Annotated in this window: 14 protein-coding genes and 3 tRNA genes; 5 read left to right on the top strand and 12 right to left on the bottom strand. The window is 72.3% G+C overall.

The genetic code is table 11. From position 1 onward, the window contains the following. Nucleotides 1–138: 138 nt before the first annotated feature. Nucleotides 139–1,179, top strand: a complete 1,041-nt coding sequence (locus FS793_RS10985) for an NAD(P)-dependent alcohol dehydrogenase (protein ID WP_144720560.1) — start codon at nt 139–141, stop codon at nt 1,177–1,179. Between the two features lie 51 nt (nt 1,180–1,230). Here the strand turns inward: FS793_RS10985 and FS793_RS10980 are convergent, their stop codons facing one another. After that, nucleotides 1,231–2,130: an AraC family transcriptional regulator gene (locus FS793_RS10980; RefSeq protein WP_144720559.1), complete on the bottom strand. Its 900-nt coding sequence runs from the start codon at nt 2,128–2,130 to the stop codon at nt 1,231–1,233. A 161-nt stretch (nt 2,131–2,291) separates the two neighbouring features. Between FS793_RS10980 and FS793_RS10975 the strand changes: the two genes are divergently transcribed. Beyond that, entirely contained in the window at nt 2,292–3,104 is an 813-nt protein-coding gene (locus tag FS793_RS10975) for an SDR family NAD(P)-dependent oxidoreductase (RefSeq protein WP_144720558.1), read from the top strand. Between the two features lie 129 nt (nt 3,105–3,233). On the opposite strand, the gene FS793_RS10970 is transcribed toward FS793_RS10975, so the two are convergent. Next, nucleotides 3,234–3,974: an SDR family oxidoreductase gene (locus FS793_RS10970; protein WP_144720557.1), complete on the bottom strand. Its 741-nt coding sequence runs from the start codon at nt 3,972–3,974 to the stop codon at nt 3,234–3,236. Between the two features lie 114 nt (nt 3,975–4,088). Between FS793_RS10970 and FS793_RS10965 the strand changes: the two genes are divergently transcribed. Then, on the top strand, nt 4,089–4,778 hold the full coding sequence (locus tag FS793_RS10965; RefSeq protein ID WP_144720556.1) for a TetR/AcrR family transcriptional regulator: 690 nt from the start codon (nt 4,089–4,091) through the stop codon (nt 4,776–4,778). A 289-nt stretch (nt 4,779–5,067) separates the two neighbouring features. Further along, a complete protein-coding gene (locus FS793_RS10960; protein ID WP_144720555.1) occupies nt 5,068–5,328 on the top strand; it encodes a hypothetical protein in 261 nt (86 codons plus the stop codon). 49 nt (nt 5,329–5,377) lie between these two features. Here FS793_RS10960 and FS793_RS10955 read toward each other — a convergent pair. From FS793_RS10955 to FS793_RS10935, 5 genes are all read right to left on the bottom strand, one after another. After that, a tRNA-Arg gene (locus FS793_RS10955) sits at nt 5,378–5,450 on the bottom strand. Nucleotides 5,451–5,530: 80 nt separating this feature from the next. After that, complete coding sequence (locus FS793_RS10950) at nt 5,531–5,734, bottom strand: cold-shock protein (protein ID WP_092504831.1); 204 nt, start codon at nt 5,732–5,734, stop codon at nt 5,531–5,533. A 176-nt stretch (nt 5,735–5,910) separates the two neighbouring features. Further along, nucleotides 5,911–6,687 (bottom strand): enoyl-CoA hydratase-related protein, encoded by a 777-nt coding sequence (locus FS793_RS10945; protein WP_144720554.1) that lies wholly within the window; start codon nt 6,685–6,687, stop codon nt 5,911–5,913. Beyond that, nucleotides 6,684–7,739 (bottom strand): enoyl-CoA hydratase/isomerase family protein, encoded by a 1,056-nt coding sequence (locus tag FS793_RS10940; protein WP_144720553.1) that lies wholly within the window; start codon nt 7,737–7,739, stop codon nt 6,684–6,686. The genes FS793_RS10945 and FS793_RS10940 overlap by 4 nt, the downstream gene beginning before the upstream one ends. 195 nt (nt 7,740–7,934) lie before the next feature. Then, the gene (locus FS793_RS10935; RefSeq protein ID WP_144720552.1) at nt 7,935–8,273 is read right to left on the bottom strand and encodes a DUF7882 family protein; all 339 of its coding nucleotides are present in this window, start codon (nt 8,271–8,273) and stop codon (nt 7,935–7,937) included. Between the two features lie 230 nt (nt 8,274–8,503). Between FS793_RS10935 and FS793_RS10930 the strand changes: the two genes are divergently transcribed. Then, complete coding sequence (locus tag FS793_RS10930; RefSeq protein ID WP_144720551.1) at nt 8,504–8,794, top strand: DUF7882 family protein; 291 nt, start codon at nt 8,504–8,506, stop codon at nt 8,792–8,794. A gap of 19 nt (nt 8,795–8,813) precedes the next feature. Here FS793_RS10930 and FS793_RS10925 read toward each other — a convergent pair whose 3' ends face one another. The 5 genes from FS793_RS10925 to FS793_RS10905 form a co-directional block, all read right to left on the bottom strand. Continuing rightward, on the bottom strand, nt 8,814–10,739 hold the full coding sequence (locus FS793_RS10925) for a hypothetical protein (protein ID WP_144720550.1): 1,926 nt from the start codon (nt 10,737–10,739) through the stop codon (nt 8,814–8,816). 175 nt (nt 10,740–10,914) lie between these two features. After that, a complete protein-coding gene (locus FS793_RS10920) occupies nt 10,915–11,274 on the bottom strand; it encodes a hypothetical protein (RefSeq protein WP_144720549.1) in 360 nt (119 codons plus the stop codon). A gap of 117 nt (nt 11,275–11,391) precedes the next feature. Beyond that, a tRNA-Ser gene (locus FS793_RS10915) sits at nt 11,392–11,481 on the bottom strand. 77 nt (nt 11,482–11,558) lie between these two features. Next, nucleotides 11,559–12,851 (bottom strand): LCP family protein, encoded by a 1,293-nt coding sequence (locus tag FS793_RS10910; protein ID WP_186329459.1) that lies wholly within the window; start codon nt 12,849–12,851, stop codon nt 11,559–11,561. 37 nt (nt 12,852–12,888) lie between these two features. Next, nucleotides 12,889–12,973, bottom strand: a tRNA-Ser gene (locus tag FS793_RS10905). Nucleotides 12,974–13,031: the final 58 nt, after the last annotated feature.

The raw sequence follows: 13,031 nt of genomic DNA, 5'->3' as shown, positions 1-13,031 counted from the left end.
TACCGGGTACTCGCAAGGCCTCCCGGCGCATCCATCGCCCTGCGACGATGGATCACGTCGGTCGAGCAGCGCCACCAGGCGCGACGCCCACGAGGCCCGACCGACGCCACCCGATCCGAGATCCACAGGGAGACTGCCATGCGCACCGTCGACGCCTACGCCGCCACCTCGGCCACCGACCCCCTCGTCAAGACCACCATCGAGCGCCGCGACGTCGGTGCCAACGACGTCCTCATCGAGATCGCCTACGCGGGCATCTGCCACTCCGACATCCACACCGTGCGCGGCGAGTGGGGCGACACGACCTACCCGCTCGTCGTCGGCCACGAGATCGTCGGCGTCGTCGCCGAGGTCGGCAGCGACGTCACGAGCCACTCGGTCGGCGACCGCGTGGGCGTGGGCTGCATGGTGAACTCGTGCCGGAAGTGCGAGGCGTGCCTCGCCGGCGAGGAGAACTACTGCCTCGAGGGCAACGTCGGCACGTACGCCTCCGTCGACCGCGACGGCACCATCACGCAGGGCGGCTACTCGACCCACGTGGTCGTCGACGCCGACTTCGTGCTGCGCGTGCCGGAGTCGATCCCGTACGAGGCGGCCGCACCCCTGCTGTGCGCCGGCATCACGACCTACTCGCCGCTGCACCACTGGAACGTCGGCGAGGGCACGAAGGTCGCCGTCGTCGGCATGGGCGGCCTCGGCCACATGGCCGTGAAGATCGCCGTCGCGATGGGCGCCGAGGTCACGGTGCTGTCGCAGACGCTCTCGAAGCAGGACGACTCGATGCGCTTCGGCGCGACGGCGCACCACGCCACGAAGGACGAGGCGACGTTCGAGGAGCTCGCGGGCACCTTCGACGTCATCCTCAACACCGTCAGCGCGAAGCTGCCGATCGACGCCTACCTCGGCCTGCTGCGTCGCAACGGCTCGCTCGTGAACGTCGGCGCACCCGCCGAGCCGCTCTCGCTCAACGTGTTCAACCTGCTGGGCGGCCGCAAGTCGTTCTCCGGCTCGATGATCGGCGGCATCCGCGAGACGCAGGAGATGCTCGACTTCTGCGCCGAGCACGGCATCGCACCCGAGATCGAGCTCATCGACGCCGCGCAGGTGAACGAGGCCTACGAGCGCGTGCTCTCGTCCGACGTGCGCTACCGCTTCGTCATCGACGCAGCCACGATCTGACCCGACCGTCGAAGGCCCCGACCGCTCCGCAGCGGTCGGGGCCTTCGCGCGTCACCCGGCTGCGCGCTCCGCGGCACCCGCCCAGTCGCGCGCATCCGCTGCCGGCGGCACGCCGTAGGCGTCGCGGTAGTCGCGCGAGAAGTGGGATGCGCTGACGTAGCCGACCGCGGTGCCGGCCTGCGCTGCGGTGTCGCCGAGCGCGAGCATGCGCCGGCGCGCCTCGCCGAGCCGGAGGCGCTTGAGGTACCGCATCGGCGAGAGCCCGGTGATGGCGCGGAAGCGGCGAGCGAGCGTCGCGGGGCTCGTGCCGGCATCGGCCGCGATGCGGTCGAGCGTCCACGGCTCCTCGAGCGCATCCGACAGCCGCGCGATGGCGGCGCCCACGACGTCGGCGTGCAGCTGGTCGGCAGCGGCGAGCAGCCGCGGCGCCTGGTCGGACTGCAGCAGTCGCAGCACGATCTCGCGCGTCAGCATCGGCGCGAGCACCGCGGCGTCCTGCGGGGCATCGAGCAGCGCGACGTAGCGGTCGAGCGCGTCGGCCAGCTCGGGCGTCATGGTGCCGAGCCGTGCGGTGGGATCGCCGAGGCGACGGCGCGGCATCGCGGCGGCGACCTCGACCACGATCGCCGGGTCGAGCCGCCAGTTCATCGAGAGGAAGTCGCCGCGCTCCCCCAGCTCCACGACGCCCGCGATCATCGGCAGGTCGACGGGGGTGATGAGGAAGCGCTCGCCGCCCCACTCCTCGGTCGCATCGGAGCCGTCGTCGGCCGAGCGCTTGCGGCCCGACAGCACGATCGACAGGCACGGCGGATACCGCACGAACAGCAGCGGCGTCGGCGCATCCGTGCGCGCGAGCAGCAACCCCAACGCCTCGGCGCGGCGCTCGTCGTGCACGTGCCGACGGTGCCGCTCGGCCATGCGGTCGAGGCTCGCGGTGATGCGCGCGTCCATGCGCCCATCCAAGCGGATGCGCGCGAGGAGCCGCTGAGGAGGCACGCACGCGCGATGCGCAGGCACCGCCCTGCAGCCTCTCGCGCGGCCGTGCGCGGATCCGGCAAGCACCTGCGCGGCATGGGCAACCGAACCGTCGTGCCCATGCCGAGCATGGATGCATGACCACCGAACCCGACCTCCTGCTCGACCGCGACGCGCTCGGATCGCTGCCGCGCGACGAGCGCCTCGCCGGCCGCACCGCCATCGTCACCGGCTCCTCGAGCGGTCTCGGCGAGGCCATCGCCCACGCGCTCGCCGCATCCGGCGCCCACGTCGTCGTGCACGGCCGCGACGTCGCGCGTGCCGAGCGCGTGGCGTCGGCGATCGACGCCGCCGGCGGCCGCGCATCCGTCGTCGTCGCCGACCTCGGCGAGAGCCCCAGCGCGGTGCGCGAGTTCGCGCGCCGCGCGACGGCCGCCCTCGGCGGTCACGTCGACGTGCTCGTGAACAACGCCGGGATCTTCCCCGTCGGCGCGACGGCCGAGCTGCCGGACGCCGACGTCGCCGCGCTGCTCGCGACGAACGTGCGCGTGCCGCACGACCTCGTCGGCGCCATCGCGCCGAGGATGGCGGACCGCGGCTCGGGCGCCATCGTCAACGTCACGTCGTGGATGCGCGCCGTCGGCACTCCCGGCGTCGCCCTCTACCCCGCGACGAAGGCTGCGCTCGAGCACCTCACGAAGGCCTGGGCGGCGGAGTTCGGGCCGTCTGGCGTGCGCGTCAACGCGGTCGCACCCGGTGCGACGCTCACGCCGGGCAACGCGGAGTCGCTGTCGATCCTCGAGCAGATGACGGCGGGCTCGCCGGCGGGTCGCCCGGCCCGCCCGATCGAGATCGCGCACGCGGTGCGCTTCCTCGCGAGCGACGAGGCGTCGTACGTGCATGGCGCGACGATCGACGTCGACGGCGGCATCGTCGCCGCCCGCGTCTAGCGCGCGAGATGTGCACGTCAGCGGCGCGGCATCCCGCATGTGGCCCTGCCGCCCCGCTCACGTGCACATCTCCCGCCGCAGCACGACGCCCCGACCGTCCATCCGGTCGGGGCGTCGTCGTGCGAGGCGTCAGCGCCGGTTCTGCGCCGCGAACACCTCGTCGTACGTGCCGTTCGCGACGGCGAAGCGCTGGCGCTTGACGCGCTCCACGAGCACCTGCGGCGCGTCGGGCTGCGTCTCGAGCAGCGTCACGACCTCGGCGACGAACGCCTCGAGCGGCAGGGCGTGGTCGGTGTCCGTGCCCGCGTTGAGGTGCGTGCGCGTGAGCGGCGGCGCGATCTCGATGACCTGCACGCTCGTCTCGCGCAGCTGCTCGCGCAGCGCCTCGGTGTACGAGTGCACGCCGGCCTTCGTCGCCGAGTACGTGGGCGTCGCCGACAGCGGCACGTACGCGAGGCCCGACGTGACGGTGAGGATGGCCGCCTCGGGGCGCGTGCGCAGGTGCGGCAGGAAGGCCTCGACGAGGCGGATGGTGCCGAGCAGGTTCGTGGCGATCGTGCGCTCGGCGAGCTCGAGCGAGCCGGGCGTGCCGATCTGCTCGGGCTGCATGATGCCCGACATCGTGACGATGGCGTCGAGCTCGGGATGCTCGGTCGTGACCTGCTCGGCGAGGGCGACGATGGATGCGGCGTCGGTGACGTCGACGACGTAGCCGTCGAGCCCGTGCTCGGCGTGGATGGCGTCGAGCCGCTCCCGACGGCGGCCGGCGACGATGACCGTCGCGCCCTTCGACTGCAGCTCGAGCGAGAGGGCGAGGCCGATGCCCGACGTGCCGCCGGCCATGAGGATCGTGCGTCCGGGGATGCGCATGGGTGCTCCTTCGTGGGGTGCGATCGCCGATGCTCCACCGGCGTTACCGTCGCTACCGTACGCGCGCTATCGCTGATGTGCAAGTCGCTAGCAGGGATCCGTTATCATCGATCCATGGCCGAGGCGATCGACACCCGCACGCGCATCCTCGATGCGGCGAGCGGGCTGCTCGACGAGGGCGGACGAGACGCCGTCACGACCCGGGCCGTGAGCGCGGCCGCCGGCGTGCAGCCGCCCACGATCTATCGCCTCTTCGGCGACATGGACGGCCTGCTCGACGCCGTCGCCGCCGCCGGCTTCCAGACGTACCTCGGCCAGAAGCACGCGATGGAGCTCGGCGACGATCCCGTCGCCGACCTGCGCGCCGGCCACGAGATCCACGTGCGCTTCGGCCTCGAGCACCCCGCGCACTACCGCCTCATGTACGGCCGCGCCGACCCCGACCGCATCACCGATGCCTCCCGCGCCGCGCACGACCGGCTCACGATGCTCGTCTCGCGCATCGCCGCCGTCGGGCGACTCGTCGTGAGCGTGCCGACGGCGGTGCAGATGGTGCAGGCGACGGGCACGGGCCTCACGCTGCAGCTGATCGGCACGCCGCCCGCCGAGCGCGACCCCACCCTGACGGGGCGCATGCTCGACAGCGTGCTCGCGTCCATCACGGGCGAGCGCGCCGAGCAGGCGTCGACGTCCGCATGGGCCGCGAGCCTGCTGGGCGAGATCGACGGGCTGGATGCCGTGCTGTCGCCCGGCGAGCGGGCGCTCGCCGCCGAGCTGCTGCAGCGCATCGCCGACGCGCGCTGACGCGCCTCCGCCAGCGGATCGAGCCGCTGCGAGCGACGGGGTGAGGAGAGGCCGACGGCCAGGCCGGCCTCTCCAACGGACCCTTGCGGGCGACCCGTGGTGCAACCCACCAGGTTGCTTCGAACACCGTATGGGCGACCACCCACGTGCACCATGGGCAGAACTGCCCATGTCGCAGAAACGTCCCCCGAACGGGCGTCGCCTGAGTGACGCCCGACGCAGGACCCCACCCGCTGCACGCAGCGCAACGGGGTCGCGCGAGCGTCGCGGCACGAGGAGGGTGGCTGCCATGACCGACGCGACGCAGCCCACCGCCTCCGACCCCGACCTGCCGATCGACCCCGACGCCGCCGAGCCCGCGCCGGAGGCGCCCGACCCCGACCAGCCAACCGATCCGGGCGAGCCCGGACCGGCGGAGTCCGCCCCCAGCACGCCGAGCGTGTCGCCGACTGCAGCGTCCGGCGGCCCGGTCACCTCCGAGCTCGACGGCCCGCCGGAGCTCGATCGGGTCGTGGAGGGCGAGGAGCCGACGAACGTCGAGCGCGACTGATCGCTGCGGCAACGACGAAGCCCCTCGCTGTCGCGAGGGGCTTCTCTTGCGCGCCCGGAGGGATTCGAACCCCCAACCTTCTGATCCGTAGTCAGATGCTCTATCCGTTGAGCTACGGGCGCATGGCCTTCAGGGCCGTGGACCAGCATAGAGGACCACGGCCCCTCGGCGCGAATCGGCGTGGCGCGAGCCACGCGAACGATCAGAGCGGCGTGATGTTGGAGGCCTGCAGACCCTTCTGGCCCTGCGTCACCTCGAACTCCACCTTCTGGTTCTCGTCGAGCGTCTTGAAGCCCGACGTGGCGATCTGCGAGTAGTGAGCGAAGAGGTCTGCGCTGCCGTCGTCGGGGGTGATGAAGCCGTAGCCCTTGCCCGAGTCGAACCACCTCACGGTCCCAGTGGCCATGAGTCTCCCTGTCATGCTGTGGTGCTGCGTGATGCACGGCGGATGCCGCAGGCCGGGTCGCGAAGGCAGCCCCTGTCCCCCGCACGGCGTGCTCTCACGCTAGCGACTCGTCCCTGAGACATGGGGCTTCGATCATGCCGATTGGATAACGGTCTGCCACGCCGTCCGGATGCCGGTCAGCGGTGCGTGAAGTCGGGGTCGCGCTTCTCTCGGAAGGCGGCCATGCCCTCCTTCTGGTCGTGCGTGTCGAACTGCGCGGCGAACGCGTGCCGCTCGAACCGCAGACCCTCGGCGAGCGACGTCTCGAGCGCGGCGTCGAGCGCGGCCTTCGCGGCGTAGAGGCTCGGCAGCGACTTCGCCGCGATGCCCTCCGCGATCGTCGCGACCTCGTCGAGCAGGTCGTCGGCGGGCACGACTCGCGACACGAGGCCCGCGCGCTCCGCGTCCTCGGCCGAGATGAGCCGGCCCGTGAGCACCATGTCGGCGGCCTTGTAGTAGCCGACGGCACGCACGAGGCGCTGTGTACCGCCGATGCCGGGCAGCACGCCGAGGTTGACCTCGGGCTGGCCGAAGCGCGCCGAGTCGGCGGCGACGATGAGGTCGCACATCATCGCGAGCTCGCAGCCGCCGCCGAGCGCGTAGCCGGACACCGCGGCGATGACGGGCGTGCGGATGGCGGCGAACCGCGGCCACTCGCCGAACGGGTCGTCGACGAGCCAGTCGACGCTCGTCTTCGACTCCATCTCCTTGATGTCGGCTCCGGCGGCGAACGCCTTCGCCGATCCCGTCAGCACGATCGCGCCGATCGCCGGGTCGGCGTCGAACGCGGTCGCGGCGGCGACGACCTCGCGCATGATCTGCGCGTTGAGGGCGTTGAGCGCCTCCGGCCGGTCGAGGGTGATCCAGCCGACGCGGCCTCGGGTCTCGACCTGGATGGTCTCGGGTGCGGTCACGATGTGCTCCTCTTCGTCGTGGCGGGCGTGGGGAGGTCGAGGTCGCCGCTGGGCGGCGCCGCGAAGTAGGCGTCGACGTCGGCGTCGGTCACCTCGGCGAGCGTCGCGGGCTGCCAGCGCGGGTCGCGGTCCTTGTCGACGAGCTGCGCGCGGATGCCCTCGGCGAGGTCGTGCGTCGTGATCGCGTGCGCGACGATGCGCAGCTCCTGCGCGAGCGCCGCCTCCAGGTGAGGCAGCTCGGCGCCACGGCGGCGCGCCTCCGCGGCGACGCGCAGGCCGGTCGGCGACTTCGTGCGGATGAGCGCCGCCACCTCGCGGTCGCCCTCGCCGCCGGCGTCGAGGGCGGCGAGCACGGCCCCGACCGTCGGCTCGTCGAACGCGTCGGGCACGTCGTCGCCCGCGCCGGGGCCCGCATCGGTCGCGAGCGCGGCGATCGCGGCATCCGCATCCTCGCCCTCGAGCCGGGCGAGGAGGGCGTCGAGGCGATCGGCGGGCACGTGGTGGTCGGCGAGGCCGGCGCGGATGGCGGCGGCGGCCCCGATGGGCTGGCCCGTGAGGGCCATCCACTGGCCGATGCGGCCGGCCTCGGGGCGCGACAGCAGCCAGGAGGCGCCGACGTCGGGGGCGAAGCCGATGGTGACCTCGGGGAAGCCGATGCGGCTGCGCTCGGTGACGACGCGGTGCGAGGCGTGACCGCCGATGCCGATGCCGCCACCCAGCACGACGCCGTCCATGAGCGACACCACGGGCTTGGGGCAGCGCGCGACGGCGGCGTCCATGCGGTATTCGTCGTGGAAGAAGCGCAGCGTCGCGTCGAGCTCGCCGTCGAGGATGCTGCGGCGCAGCCCCACGACGTCACCGCCGGCGCACAGACCCCGCTCGCCGGCCCCGCGGATGACGACGGTCTGCACGTCGTCGTTGTCGCGCCAGCCGTCGAGCGCTTCGAGCACGGCGAGCACCATGCCGTGCGTGAGGGCGTTCATCGCCTTCGGCCGGTCGAGGGTGATGATGCCCGCGCGTCCGCGGCGCTCGACGACGACGTCTTCGCTCATGCGCCCACGCTATCGGCGCGATGCGACGGCGTGCGTGGCACGAGATGACGTCCAGCCGGGCGCGCCGAGCGACGTCGAAGCCGCGCTCGGCGTCAGCTCATGCCGACGGACCGCGCCGGGTGATGACCAGCGGCACTGCTCCTGCGATGCGCGCTCGCCGACGCGCTCACCATCACCTCGAGCGATGCGCCCGCGTCACACCGACGGCGGCGCCTGCCTGCCCGCGGTGATCTGCTCGGCCTCCTGCTCGGTGACGAGCACGAGGCCGCGCGACGAGTTCGCCATCTCCATGAGCGCCTCGAGCCACATGCCGTTGAGCTGCGGCACCCGCGAGCCCGAGAAGCGGAACTCGAGCGGGATCGACGGCGACATCCACAGGGACACCCGACCGGAGCCGGCGTGGGCGTCGACCGTCCACGACAGCAGGAACGACTCCTGGCGGCGCAGCTTGGCCGACACGACCGCCTTGGCGTGCGCGAGCATGCGATCGTCGATCTCGTACTGCGTCGATCCGGCGTAGGTGAGGTGGCCCATGTCGTCAGTCTACGAATCGAACGGTGGTCTACGGTACTTCGGCGGCGCGTCGCGCCGATCGCGAGAACGTAGGGAAACTAGTTCGGCACGCTACCTAGTTCCCGCGCGATGACACCTGGAGCGCTCGAAGGATCTTCACAGGCCTCGCGCACATGTCGATCCGCCTGCAACCCCGTTGCCGAGACTGGTCCGCGGTGATGAGGTGGAACGTGGATCGAGAGGAGCGAGCCATGGGACGGCTGCACTACGGCGACGACGGCACGGTCGCACGACTTGCCGACGAGGATCTCGAGCACTTGCAGGTCGTGGTGGTGAACAAGCTGCGCCGGTCGGAGCCCTTCCTGCTCACCGTCGAGTCGACGGATGCCCTCGAGCCCACCGTCGCGTTCTGGATCCACGAGCACTCCGACCTGCGCTTCGCCTTCGACCAGCGCGAGCCCATCAAGCCCGACCGCGAGCGGCTCGAGCACATGATCCAGGAGGCGTCGTCGACCGCGGGACTGCATCTGCACGCGGCGTGAGCGCAGCGCCCCCTCGCGCTCACCGCAGCGTGATGGTCCGGCATCCGATCAGCTCGTTCACACCCGTCGTGGGCGACACCGCGACGACGCATGCGGTGTGGGAGCCCCGCCCGGGGCTGGCCCCGGCGAAGAACGCGTGGTTGCCGGGCACGCCGTAGGACGCGAGATAGGGCGACTCGAGCGCGGCCGTGATGCCGACGTGCCAGCGGCCGTCGACGATGACGCCGACGGGGATCTGCGCGTAGAGGTTCGCGTGGTCGAACGCCCACCCGACGACGGCCATCGTGCCGCCGCCCACATCGACGATCGTCATGTCGCCCTGCGGCACGACGCCCTTGAGGGTGACGCGCTGGCAGGCGGGGTAGGCGTTGCCGCCCACGCCGATGCCGACGGCGACGACGCAGACCTCGTGGGTGCCGCCGGAGACGGTGCCCGACCAGTGATAGGCATGCCCGGAGGGCACGCCATAGCGGTGCAGCTCGGGCGAGGCGCGGTTCGCCAGCGTCGTCGCGACCCACCGCCCGTCGATCGTGATGCCGATCGCCAGCGGCGCGTACAGGTCGCTCTGGTCGTAGGCCCACCCGCGCACCGACAGGGACCCGTACCAGCCGGAGACGGCGATGGACGAGACGGAGGGCACGAGGATCGCGCGCGCCTGCGCGAGCGTGAGCTCGCCGCGCACGTACTTGGCGAGGTAGGCGCCGAGCACGCTCTGCGCGCGGGCGTTGAAGTGCACCCAGTCGGAGGCCGCGTGGAAGACGGGCGGGTTGAGCCGCGACGCGATCCACTCGCGGTCGAGCGCGGTCGGCACCGCACCGGAGTCGGCGATGGCCCCGTTGCCGATGTACTCGTCGAGCGGCACGTAGTGCTGGCCGTACCGGCGCTCGAGCTCGGCGTTGATCTGCGAGCGCGCGACGCCGTAGATCGACGTCGCATTGCCCCAGGCTGCCGTCACCGACACGACCCAGTAGGGCTCCGACGAACGGGACTCGTGCTGTCGCACGAGCGCTTGCACGTCGGCGAGCACCTGGTCCACGTCGTGCACGTTGTTCGTGCCGGCCCAGATGATCGACGCGGCACCGGCGCGCATCGCCGTCTGCGACGAGATCACCGCGCCCGCGGGCACCGAGACGGCAGCGCCGGGCTCGAACCGGGTGAAGCGCCAGTCGAAGCCGTTGCCGGGGCTGTGCACGAGCACGCCCGAGACGCCGCCGATCGACACGCGACCGGTGAAGGTGCCGAACTCCGCCTCCGTCGTCGGGGCGCCGGTGGGGTATCCGATGCGCACGGGGCCGGACGCCGGGATGGTCACGGCCGCGGGCGTGCGCAGCACGTACGCGCCGGCGTTCGCGGCGATGGCTGTGGAGGTGCTGCCGCCGACGGCGAAGTTCTCGACGCTGCGGCCGGGCACGTTGGCCGCGATCGACGGGCAGATCGACGTCAGCAGGCTGTCGCCGTAGCAGTGCACCGTGCCGGGCGCGGCGCTCCCGGGCTCGACGAGCTCGAACCGGTCTGCGCCCGCCGGCATGTCGAGCGCCTCCTCGGGCGCATCGGGCAGGGCGTTCGGCGAGGCCTGCGGCGGCTCCACGCGCGGCGGCTCGACGGGATCGGCGGGGACGGGAGGCTGCGTGCCATCGACCGGGGCGTCGGGATCGGCAGGGGCCTCGGGCTCGGCGGGGGCGCCGGTGTCGACCGGGTCGGACGGCGCCACGCCGGGCTCGCTCGGCGCGGGCGTTCCGGGCGTCGGCGTGCCCGGCGTCGGTGTGCCCGGTGCGGACGGCTCGGGCGCGACCGTCGGTGCGACCTCGTCCGGCCCCGGCGTCGGATCGCCCGGCGCGGGCGTCGCCGCCTGCGTCGTGGTCGACCGCACGTCGACGAGGGCATCGGGTGCGGCGACGAACGGCGCGACGAGCGCGAGCAGCGCACAGCAGACGGCAGCGAGCATGGAGGATGCGACCCTTCGATGGAGAGATCATCGAGGGGCTTCTGCCACCGTCCGACGACGACACACAGCGTCGCACGAGCTGCCTGAAGATTCGTCGAGAATGGGGGACAGCGTGTCGTCGCGGCCGCCTGACGCGACGACGCTGCGGCCGCGGCGCAGCGACCGGCGGGGCCCGTCAGTCCTTGTAGACGCCCACCAGCACCATGGCCGGCTCCGTGCCGTCCTCGCGATCGCGCACGAGCTCCCAGCCGCGCTCGCCGAGCCGCGCCCAGCGATGCTGCGCATGCCACCACGCCGACGCGTCGAGGCCGTCGTCATGCGACTCCTCGTCACCAGCGTGGCGCTGATCCATGAGGTCGCGCCAGGCGTCGGCCGCCTTGCGCGGGTCGTGGGTGCCGACGACGCAGACCCCGAGACCCGACCAGGCGGCGAGCAGGCCGCCGCGACCGCCGCGCGCCCCGGCCGCACCCAGCGGAGGCTCGGAGCCCGTCGCGCCAGCACCGTGTCCCCTGCTGTGGAATGCCGTCTCGCCCATGCCTGCAGGCTCCTCCGCCACCCTATGGATGGACCAGGCTTGCTCTCCGACATCAGTCGGACACTGGGCGTCGACGCATGCGAAGACCCCCGAGCGATCACGCTCGGGGGTCTGCCGCGGAGACGGAGGGATTTGAACCCTCGGTCCCCTATAAGGGGACTCCACCTTAGCAGGGTGGTGCACTAGGCCGAACTATGCGACGTCTCCATGGCCCGGAGGCCGACCACGACTCTAGCAAACCGCGGGATGCGCTCCGCACCGCCGCCAGAGCGAGGCGACTCGGGTCAGAACTGGTACGGCACGACGCAGGTCTGCTGCGACGCATCCGTGCCCTGCACGCCCTCGATCGGCGCCTCCGACGGGGGCGTCGTGGCAGCAGGGTCGGTCGCCGCCGGATCGGTCGCCGCGGGGTCCGTCGCGGCAGGGTCGGTCGCAGCGGGATCCGTCGCGGCAGGATCGGTCGCAGCAGGGTCGGTCGCAGCGGGGTCCGTCGCCGTCGGGTCCTGCGTCGCCTCGGCACCCTGGCCCGTGGCGTTCGGGTCGAGCGTCACGGGCTGGTCGGCCGCGATGAGCGCCATGACCTCGTCGGCGACCGCGGTGGGCACCACGCGTCCCGTGCCGTTCGAGGCCGACGGGTACTGGATGAACTGCATCGTGTCGAGCGGGATGTTCGCGAGCACGCGCGCCATCGACACCATCGTGCCGACGTCGTTGAGCGACGACGACATCGTCATCGACGAGGTCGCGACCTGCGCGATCGAGTAGAGCCTGCCGAGGTCGGTGAGCACGGCATCCGACTGCAGCTTGCGGATGAGCGCCGACAGGAACACCTGCTGCGACGAGATGCGCGACAGGTCCGAGCCGTCGCCGACGCCGTGGCGCATGCGCAGGAAGGCGAGCGCCTGCTGGCCCTCGATCTCGTGCGTGCCCTCGGTGATCGCGAAGCCCGTGTACGGGTCCTCGATGTCGCCCGCGAAGCACACCGGCACGCCCCCGACGGCGCTCGACATGTTCACGACGCCGTCGAAGCCGATGAGCGCCGCGTACGGGATGTCGAGGCCCGAGATCGACTCGACGACCTCGGCGACGCACGCGAGTCCGCCGCGGCCGAGCGCCGTGTTGAGCTGCTGCGTGCGCGCGGCGGGGATGTCGGCCCCGCCCTCGGGGTCGGGGCAGGCGGGGAAGTCGATGAGGAGGTCGCGCGGGAACGACACGACGGTCGCGCGCTGGTGGTCCTCCGAGACGTGGAGCACCATCGTCACGTCGTTGAGGGCGCCGCCCGAGTAGCCGTCGTCGACCGAGCCCTGGCCCTCGCGGGAGTCGGAGCCGACGAGCAGGATGTTGAACGCACCCTGCTGCTCCGCGAACGCGGGGGGCGGGTCGCCGGCGAGGTCGACGGTCTCGACGTCGCCCTGCAGCTGCAGGAACGAGATGCCCAGCACGCCCACGGTCGCGACGAGCACGACGGTGAGGCCGATGGCCACGAAGCCGACGATGCGGCGCACCGGGTGGCGTCGACGGAGGCGCCCGTGGCGCGGTCGAACCTCAGGTGCGTCGACGATCTTCGGCGGTGCCATCGGTCTCCTTCCGGTGCGGCAGCGTGGCGCGGATGCGCGGAGGGCGTGGGATTCGAACCCACGAGGCATCGCTGCCCACCGGTTTTCAAGACCGGCTCCATCGGCCGCTCGGACAGCCCTCCTGGTCCGCGGCGCGGACGGCTCATGGTACCGGGCGAGCCTCGGGAGCCGCCGCGCCGT

The sequence above is a fragment of the Agrococcus jejuensis genome, assembly GCF_007679035.1.
Classification (GTDB): domain Bacteria; phylum Actinomycetota; class Actinomycetes; order Actinomycetales; family Microbacteriaceae; genus Agrococcus; species Agrococcus jejuensis_A.
This window is presented reverse-complemented; position numbering and strand designations above follow the sequence as displayed.

What these genes read in the sequence shown, in the direction of transcription:
- FS793_RS10985 (WP_144720560.1), top strand. Translation starts at nt 139, where the DNA reads ATGCGCACCGTCGACGCCTACGCCGCCACCTCGGCCACCGACCCCCTC.
- FS793_RS10980 (WP_144720559.1), bottom strand. Translation starts at nt 2,130, where the DNA reads ATGGACGCGCGCATCACCGCGAGCCTCGACCGCATGGCCGAGCGGCAC.
- FS793_RS10975 (WP_144720558.1), top strand. Translation starts at nt 2,292, where the DNA reads ATGACCACCGAACCCGACCTCCTGCTCGACCGCGACGCGCTCGGATCG.
- FS793_RS10970 (WP_144720557.1), bottom strand. Translation starts at nt 3,974, where the DNA reads ATGCGCATCCCCGGACGCACGATCCTCATGGCCGGCGGCACGTCGGGC.
- FS793_RS10965 (WP_144720556.1), top strand. Translation starts at nt 4,089, where the DNA reads ATGGCCGAGGCGATCGACACCCGCACGCGCATCCTCGATGCGGCGAGC.
- FS793_RS10960 (WP_144720555.1), top strand. Translation starts at nt 5,068, where the DNA reads ATGACCGACGCGACGCAGCCCACCGCCTCCGACCCCGACCTGCCGATC.
- FS793_RS10950 (WP_092504831.1), bottom strand. Translation starts at nt 5,734, where the DNA reads ATGGCCACTGGGACCGTGAGGTGGTTCGACTCGGGCAAGGGCTACGGC.
- FS793_RS10940 (WP_144720553.1), bottom strand. Translation starts at nt 7,739, where the DNA reads ATGAGCGAAGACGTCGTCGTCGAGCGCCGCGGACGCGCGGGCATCATC.
- FS793_RS10935 (WP_144720552.1), bottom strand. Translation starts at nt 8,273, where the DNA reads ATGGGCCACCTCACCTACGCCGGATCGACGCAGTACGAGATCGACGAT.
- FS793_RS10930 (WP_144720551.1), top strand. Translation starts at nt 8,504, where the DNA reads ATGGGACGGCTGCACTACGGCGACGACGGCACGGTCGCACGACTTGCC.
- FS793_RS10925 (WP_144720550.1), bottom strand. Translation starts at nt 10,739, where the DNA reads ATGCTCGCTGCCGTCTGCTGTGCGCTGCTCGCGCTCGTCGCGCCGTTC.
- FS793_RS10920 (WP_144720549.1), bottom strand. Translation starts at nt 11,274, where the DNA reads ATGGGCGAGACGGCATTCCACAGCAGGGGACACGGTGCTGGCGCGACG.
- FS793_RS10910 (WP_186329459.1), bottom strand. Translation starts at nt 12,851, where the DNA reads ATGGCACCGCCGAAGATCGTCGACGCACCTGAGGTTCGACCGCGCCAC.